Annotated in this window: 11 protein-coding genes; 2 read left to right on the top strand and 9 right to left on the bottom strand. The window is 39.4% G+C overall.

The window, feature by feature from the left end; genetic code table 11:
* From ODU37_RS09285 to ODU37_RS09245, 9 genes are all read right to left on the bottom strand, one after another.
* On the bottom strand, positions 1-1,009 hold a 1,009-nt coding region (locus ODU37_RS09285; RefSeq protein WP_398580467.1), incomplete at its 3' end, for a phage/plasmid primase, P4 family.
* Between the two features lie 157 nt (positions 1,010-1,166).
* Positions 1,167-1,316: a hypothetical protein gene (locus tag ODU37_RS09280; RefSeq protein WP_171992280.1), complete on the bottom strand. Its 150-nt coding sequence runs from the start codon at positions 1,314-1,316 to the stop codon at positions 1,167-1,169.
* A gap of 151 nt (positions 1,317-1,467) precedes the next feature.
* Positions 1,468-1,740, bottom strand: a complete 273-nt coding sequence (locus ODU37_RS09275) for a hypothetical protein (protein ID WP_024400806.1) — start codon at positions 1,738-1,740, stop codon at positions 1,468-1,470.
* Positions 1,733-2,068 carry a hypothetical protein gene (locus ODU37_RS09270; protein ID WP_024400807.1) on the bottom strand — a complete coding sequence of 112 codons (336 nt, stop codon included), beginning with the start codon at positions 2,066-2,068 and terminating at the stop codon, positions 1,733-1,735. Before ODU37_RS09270 ends, ODU37_RS09275 begins: the two co-directional genes overlap by 8 nt.
* A 10-nt stretch (positions 2,069-2,078) precedes the next feature.
* Positions 2,079-2,291, bottom strand: coding sequence for a hypothetical protein (locus tag ODU37_RS09265; RefSeq protein WP_024400808.1), 213 nt, complete (start codon positions 2,289-2,291; stop codon positions 2,079-2,081).
* Positions 2,284-2,496, bottom strand: a complete 213-nt coding sequence (locus ODU37_RS09260) for a hypothetical protein (protein ID WP_024400809.1) — start codon at positions 2,494-2,496, stop codon at positions 2,284-2,286. Before ODU37_RS09260 ends, ODU37_RS09265 begins: the two co-directional genes overlap by 8 nt.
* Positions 2,497-2,532: 36 nt before the next feature.
* Positions 2,533-2,817, bottom strand: coding sequence for a hypothetical protein (locus ODU37_RS09255; RefSeq protein WP_249562520.1), 285 nt, complete (start codon positions 2,815-2,817; stop codon positions 2,533-2,535).
* 434 nt (positions 2,818-3,251) lie between these two features.
* Positions 3,252-4,022 (bottom strand): BRO family protein, encoded by a 771-nt coding sequence (locus ODU37_RS09250; RefSeq protein ID WP_249562521.1) that lies wholly within the window; start codon positions 4,020-4,022, stop codon positions 3,252-3,254.
* Positions 4,023-4,039: 17 nt separating this feature from the next.
* Entirely contained in the window at positions 4,040-4,240 is a 201-nt protein-coding gene (locus tag ODU37_RS09245; RefSeq protein ID WP_024394573.1) for a helix-turn-helix transcriptional regulator, read from the bottom strand.
* A gap of 221 nt (positions 4,241-4,461) precedes the next feature.
* Between ODU37_RS09245 and ODU37_RS09240 the strand changes: the two genes are divergently transcribed.
* Complete coding sequence (locus ODU37_RS09240; RefSeq protein ID WP_024394574.1) at positions 4,462-4,986, top strand: helix-turn-helix domain-containing protein; 525 nt, start codon at positions 4,462-4,464, stop codon at positions 4,984-4,986.
* Positions 4,987-5,117: 131 nt separating this feature from the next.
* Entirely contained in the window at positions 5,118-6,122 is a 1,005-nt protein-coding gene (locus ODU37_RS09235) for a virulence RhuM family protein (protein ID WP_002936172.1), read from the top strand.
* Positions 6,123-6,221 lie beyond the last annotated feature (99 nt).

Here is a 6,221-nt window from a genome sequence, read left to right as displayed (position 1 = left end):
CCAACTTAACTAAATACTCAAGGACTTCCTTACGGTTAATATAATCCTCTTTTATAGCTTTATTTGGTTTGCCTTTGAATACCTTCGTAAAAGGTAAAATCCTAAATCGGCGGTCAATAGCAGACTTGTCACCCTTCATTTTAGGTAAACCATTTGAAGATTGGATAATAGTCACGTTGAAACGAATGCTGTAGGGTTTACGACCTTTTTCTTCAATGGTCATGATGTCGCTGGTTGCAAGACTAAACATTTCTGACGTGTCTTTTATTTCCGCATCTTGTTGCACGTCATCACCAACAACAAGCAACTTACCTAGTAATATTGATGTTGAAAAGCGACTTTTTTCTAAGCCTGTGATTTTCAAGCTGGCCACATTCTCCATGCCTACCAGGTTTATAAGTAACTGCTGGAAAGTTCCTTTTCCTGTCCCACCTTCGCCAAATAGCCAAAAAATCTTGTGTAATGATTGGCCTGTAATACTGGCTTTTATAATTTGAATTGCAAGATTGTAAAGCTCTTGATCACCGTCAAATAATTCTAGTAACCACGCCGTAGGGGTCCACCCGTTTATATTAGGCTCCCTAGCAACTGGATTGTATTCTGTATCGATTTTTCTTGTTACTGTAATCTCTGGTGTTAATTTTTCAAAAGTTCCAGTCTTCCCGTTATAAAGTTGCTCGCCTATAACTGTAAAATCAGACTTGATTTTTCTAAGCGGGGCCTGTCTAGCGATTTTATATAAAATATCATAAGCTTGTTTCTCTGTGACACTTGGAAAAATCACGGCAATTAGATCCTGCAAAAATTCATTATCTTCAAGCCAAATTCCCTTATCCGGATCATAGTAGTATAAAGGTGCTTTTTGTCCCTGTGCTTCGGGCTTTATTCGGATAAAACGGACAAACTTTTGCAACATAAGCGCCACGCCCAGCGGTGTAGTTGGTAATGCCTTTTTGCTGGCTGTTTGGGCTTTTTCTATTGCCTTTTCAACTAGCTCCGTTTTTGTGATTTTTTCATCTTCAATCTTTTTCAATTCTTTAGGGTCAGATATAGCCTTGTCATAGGCTTCTTGATAAGCTTTTCCTTTTATCAGCTCACATTCATAGCTAAGTTGTCCCCTAGCTCCTTTTAGCGTTGTAAAAAAATAATCTTCAGTTGTCAAAGCCTTATTTTCCTCTTTTCCTTTTCTTTTTCAGTTTCTTCAGTTGTTGCTGTTCTTTGATATGCTCAAGGGTTGGGCGCCTATCTTTCCAGATATGTTCGTCAGCCATTCGGTAAGGTTGACCATAGCCCAGATAGGTTTGAAAGTTTGTCATTTCCTTTTTCCTCGTTTCTTTCTAAGTTTATTGGCTAACCGCCGTTGTTCCTGGTCATCAGTAACAAAATGGCGATTTTTTTCTTTTGATGTATGTACATTCTTCATTTTCCAGTTGCCCAGGCTCGTAGCTGGGTGCGTATTGTATTTACTCATTTTTCCACCCCCAAAAATATCAAAATATCACTCACCCTATAGAAGATTTTTCTAGTGTCTTCTAGTGGGGGCTGGTAACGTCTTAACCCATTATCTTCCCAACGTTTCAAGGTCTTATCCTTTATGCCTAGTTCATCTTTAACCTGTTGGGCTGTGATTAGTCCAAGTGTCCTTGGTTTGACTTTCTCACGCGCCTCCAGGTACTTTTCAACCATATCCAGCAAGCCATGAGTTAGATCATGCTCGCTCTCTCTGCTTAGGCTAAACATCTCTATACTTCCTCCAGTCTTCTAAGTCAGCAGTCAAGAGCGCGTGAATACGCTTATGCTCCTGGTCGTATTGCCGTTGTAATGGTAACACTCCGGCAAGTCGTTCCACTTCATTCTGGGGGATATAGTAGCCCCCTAGCTTGTTATCACGTCCACCACAAACGGGAATACCGTAGTCAACTATTAGCTGGCGGATATGTTCCCTAATGGTTCGAACGTCCAAGCCTGTCAGCTTCTCAATGTCTGGGGCGTTGATTGGCAAATCCATTCCAAGCGGTAGGAGCTTAAAAACTCTGTGTAAGTGTTCTGGTAGTTGTTTTTTTGTCATTCGTTTCCCCCTAATTGTAATATCTGCCCTGTGATTGAATATAGGCCCCGTAGTTCGCATTTGTCAGCCGTCTGGTATGATTACCCTCTGGCTTGATTTTGGGCTTGTCAGGGGCTTGGAAAGTACCTAAACCAACGCCAAACCAAAGAAAAAAGTTAATTGGTGTTAGTATGGCAAGCAATATCAAAGTTTGTTCAAAAGTTAGTGTCAGTTCTTCATTCATGTTTCAAATCCTCTCTGTATCCGTTAGTCAATTCTTTATGATCTGCAATAATCTTTTCTAAGGCCTGTAAAACGGTGTTAACAATAGCTGATGTCGTTGTTTGGTCATGTCCTGCAGTGGCAAGATCCAACACTTCACAAATATTAGTAAGCTGACCACAGAGCCCTTCATAATCTACTAAAATATCGTTAGTCTTATCTTTCATTCTCCAAAGCCCCCAATTCTTTAGCGTTGCCATTGTTCAAAAGTAAAAGGCAATTTTATCCAAACGATCATATAACTTTTCATTTTGCCTGTAAGCAATCCTGATGTATTTTCTTAGGTGCCAAGCGGTCCTTGTTGCATCATTGTCCTGGATAAACTGCAACCCTTCAAGCGTTAGATTACTCATTTCTAGCGCATTCATAATGTCGCTTAATTCATTTCCTAATTCCTCTAGCTGTTTGACGGTTAATAGTACGCTAGGAGTATGCTGTTGCTGTGAGTACTCCGCTAGGGCCTTTAGCCCGTTAGTGTTTTCTGTCATATTGTTTTTTCCTCGTTTATTAATTTTGTTTCTGTGTAATGGCCCTAGTGGGCTGTCTCCGTGAGTTAAAGATTTTTGAATGTTTTCTTGTAACCTTTTTTATCTAAAGCCTAGACTATTCCCAGCGGTTGCCTGCCTCAGACTTACCAGATAAGCCTGTGCCAAAATAATAGCCTTGCTGTGTGTAATTTTCTTAGGTTGGTTTAGGCTGCTCTGGGTCCATTGCAACCTAATGCCGATACCAGCACCTAATACTTTTCTACTCCAGTTTTAAGGGTTAGCGCCCTCTGTATGGTCAAAGTGTCCTAGATATGGTATAATCTAGCTATAAAATTTTTACTAAAACCCCTATAGCTTGCCTGCTGAATTGTGTTTTAGTTATTTACTTCAAAGGCTTTGCTGGTTGGTCCCCGTTAAGCCTTTTTTTGTTGCTCTCACGCGCCTGAGTGGGTACTATTAAGAATTGTGGTCAACCTATCAGCAAGCGCTCTCTTCTTGTCCACGTTCTCCGTTTCCGTAATTGCCTGTGCCAAAGCGTTGATATAATTCTGTTCTGCCTCTGCCAAAGTGCTAGGGGCTTTTATTGTGGGGTGTGTTGGTTCTTGAATTAGTTCACCTTGCATGTAGTAGCCTTGGGTTCTGATTTCTTTAAGTACCTGTTTGACCCAATGTTTAAACTCTTTGGCTTTTGGTTTCCGTGATTGGAAAAGCACTTCATATAGCCCTTGTTCAGTTAAAAACCAAACTGTCATTCCGCTGTTTATTAGGGTATGACTATTAGGGATACCCTTAATTTTTTCATCTTCATCAACCATTTTCAGCATTTTTGCTGTATTGTATTTCCCTTGTGCTGTCTTTTGATAATCAATCATTTCCGCTATGTCTCTAGCCATAAATAACGGATTTTCAAAATTTCCGTAAACGTCTAGGGCGTGACCGTTGAAGTTGTCTGTATAGATAACTTGTAGCAGCTCCCCCTGGTCATTCACTTCTTCAAAAATACTTACTTGCGTTGTCATGTCCTGCTTTACCTCTCTGTATAGATCATTGATTTTCTTTCTGCTGTCCTTGTTGGGTTGGTGTTTGCCCTGTGCCCACTTGTCAACCGTTCGGGGGTCTGTTCCGATACGTTGACCAATAGCAACCAAGTTCAACCCGTGAGTGGTTCGCATTTCTTCAATGACTTTACTGTAGTTCCTTCTCATTGCTTGCCTGCTCCTTTCTAACTGTAAAATAGTTCATCAATGGTTATATCTGGCTTAACCTCTGCGACAATGGTCTTGATTGCTTTCTTTTCCTTGTCATTGAATGGCGTTTTGCCTGTTTCTTTATTGTTGTATGACTGTAAAGAAATATCTAGCTTGACCGCCATAGCTTGCTGGGTTAGTCCTAACATGACCCGATAGCCTTTGAGTTTACTCATGTCATTCTCCTTTCTTTGAAAAATCCCCCTCCATAGATTGAAAGTGTGAAAGGTCGTGGAGGGGCATAGGATTTGACGTCATTTTTTGACGCAAACAAATCTTGATCAAGATTATAGCGTCATCTTTTGTCGTTATCAATAGCTTTTTGAATTTTTTTACGCCATTTTTTGATTTTTTTCTAATTCTTAGTTATAATCAACCTTGAAAGGTCGTGAAATTTATGAACAGATTGAAAGAATTAAGGCAAGAAAAAAAGCTATCTCAAAAAGAAATAGCCCTTGAATTACAAGTGCCACCTAGAACCTATCAACGCTGGGAAAACGGTGAAAGCCAAATCAAACCAGACAAAGCACAGGCACTCGCTGACCATTTTGGGGTAAGTGTCGGGTATTTGTTGGGGTATGATGTAAAATTATCAGATGCAAAAAAAGCCTTGCTCGAAAGTACCCAAAATTTAGAAGATAAAACAAAGCAAGCTTTTGAAGTTGCCAACTCAGTGTTTGTAGAACAAGTGACTGCTATCGAAGAGATAACTGATATATTGATTGACGGAATTAGTGCGGATAAGTTAAACAAACAAATTGTATTGGAAGCACTAAATCAAATAAAAGAATTCACTACAGAATTAGACGACGTGGTTAGTAAAATGACAGAATTTCAAGCCAAATATACTGCAGAACAAATTTTCAAGTATAGGCTTCAAAAGTCAATGGAAAACTCAACTATTCTCAACAGTGAAATCTAGGTTTTTCTATGTAGTATATTTTAGCAACCTTAGCAAACCTTAGCTTCTATATCGGCCGTATATTAGCATTTGTTAGCATTCGGCGCGTGATTACTAAACTACTAAATTTTATTATCTTAGAAAGGAAGACGATGAACGAATTACAATTTTTAATTTATACGGCTGACAATGATCAAGAGACGGCTAGTGTCATCATTCGTGGGGAAACTATCTGGGCTAGTCAGAAGGAAATGGCTCGCCTGTTTGATGTTTCTATTTCTTCAATTTCAAGACACTTAAAAAATATCTTTGAAGAGGGGGAACTAGAGGAAAAAGTGGTTGTTGCAAAAATTGCAAATACCACTCAACATGGTGCAATGGCTGACAAAACTCAAACAAAAGAAATCAGTTATTACAACCTAGACGCCATTATCTCAGTTGGTTATCGTGTCAACTCCCAAAAAGCTACCAAATTTAGACAATGGGCTACTTCTGTCCTACGTGAGTACATGATAAAAGGCTTTGCCATGGATGATGACCGCCTAAAACAAGGGGAAAATCTCCTAGAAAAAGACTACTTCCGTGAACTGCTTGAGCGTGTGCGGTCAATCCGCGCCAGTGAACGACGAATTTGGTTACAAATCACAGATATTTTTGCTGAAATATCTATAGACTATGACCCTAAAAGCACCCTAACAAAGAATTTCTATGCTGATGTCCAGAATAAATTCCACTATGCTATCACTGGCCAAACTGCTGCGGAAATTATCTATACAAAAGCAGACCATACAAAAGAAAATATGGGACTGACAACATGGAAAAACTCCCCAGACGGGCGTATTCTGCAAGCAGATACCTTGGTAGCAAAGAACTATCTAACCGCTGATGAAATCCGTTCTCTTGAAAGAGGTGTGTCAAGCTACTTTGATTACTTAGAAAGACAGATTGAACAACGAAAAGCCCAAACCATGGCCCAACTCGCTGAAAGCATTGACCGCTTTTTGACTTTCCAAGAATACGATATTTTACAAGGACACGGGAAGATCTCAACACAATCCGCCAAAGATAAAGCAAAAGCAGAATATAAACTGTTTAACAAGACGCAAAAAATAAATTCTGACTTTGAAAAATCACTAAAGAGACTGACAGATAAATAAAGATTTTTTATCTTTTCTGGTTTCTGGTGCGTGCTATCAGCCTATAATCTTTATACCCTGTCAAACGCTCCAAAATCGTCTGTATTCGCTTTTAACTTG

The sequence above is a fragment of the Streptococcus sp. 2021WUSS109 genome (genome assembly GCF_044427305.1).
GTDB lineage: Bacteria > Bacillota > Bacilli > Lactobacillales > Streptococcaceae > Streptococcus > Streptococcus suis.
Note: the sequence above shows the minus strand (reverse complement) of the source record. Positions and strands in the feature narration are given on the sequence as shown.

What these genes read in the sequence shown, in the direction of transcription:
- ODU37_RS09280 (WP_171992280.1), bottom strand. Translation starts at nt 1,316, where the DNA reads ATGACAAACTTTCAAACCTATCTGGGCTATGGTCAACCTTACCGAATG.
- ODU37_RS09275 (WP_024400806.1), bottom strand. Translation starts at nt 1,740, where the DNA reads ATGTTTAGCCTAAGCAGAGAGAGCGAGCATGATCTAACTCATGGCTTG.
- ODU37_RS09270 (WP_024400807.1), bottom strand. Translation starts at nt 2,068, where the DNA reads ATGACAAAAAAACAACTACCAGAACACTTACACAGAGTTTTTAAGCTC.
- ODU37_RS09265 (WP_024400808.1), bottom strand. Translation starts at nt 2,291, where the DNA reads ATGAATGAAGAACTGACACTAACTTTTGAACAAACTTTGATATTGCTT.
- ODU37_RS09260 (WP_024400809.1), bottom strand. Translation starts at nt 2,496, where the DNA reads ATGAAAGATAAGACTAACGATATTTTAGTAGATTATGAAGGGCTCTGT.
- ODU37_RS09255 (WP_249562520.1), bottom strand. Translation starts at nt 2,817, where the DNA reads ATGACAGAAAACACTAACGGGCTAAAGGCCCTAGCGGAGTACTCACAG.
- ODU37_RS09250 (WP_249562521.1), bottom strand. Translation starts at nt 4,022, where the DNA reads ATGAGAAGGAACTACAGTAAAGTCATTGAAGAAATGCGAACCACTCAC.
- ODU37_RS09245 (WP_024394573.1), bottom strand. Translation starts at nt 4,240, where the DNA reads ATGAGTAAACTCAAAGGCTATCGGGTCATGTTAGGACTAACCCAGCAA.
- ODU37_RS09240 (WP_024394574.1), top strand. Translation starts at nt 4,462, where the DNA reads ATGAACAGATTGAAAGAATTAAGGCAAGAAAAAAAGCTATCTCAAAAA.
- ODU37_RS09235 (WP_002936172.1), top strand. Translation starts at nt 5,118, where the DNA reads ATGAACGAATTACAATTTTTAATTTATACGGCTGACAATGATCAAGAG.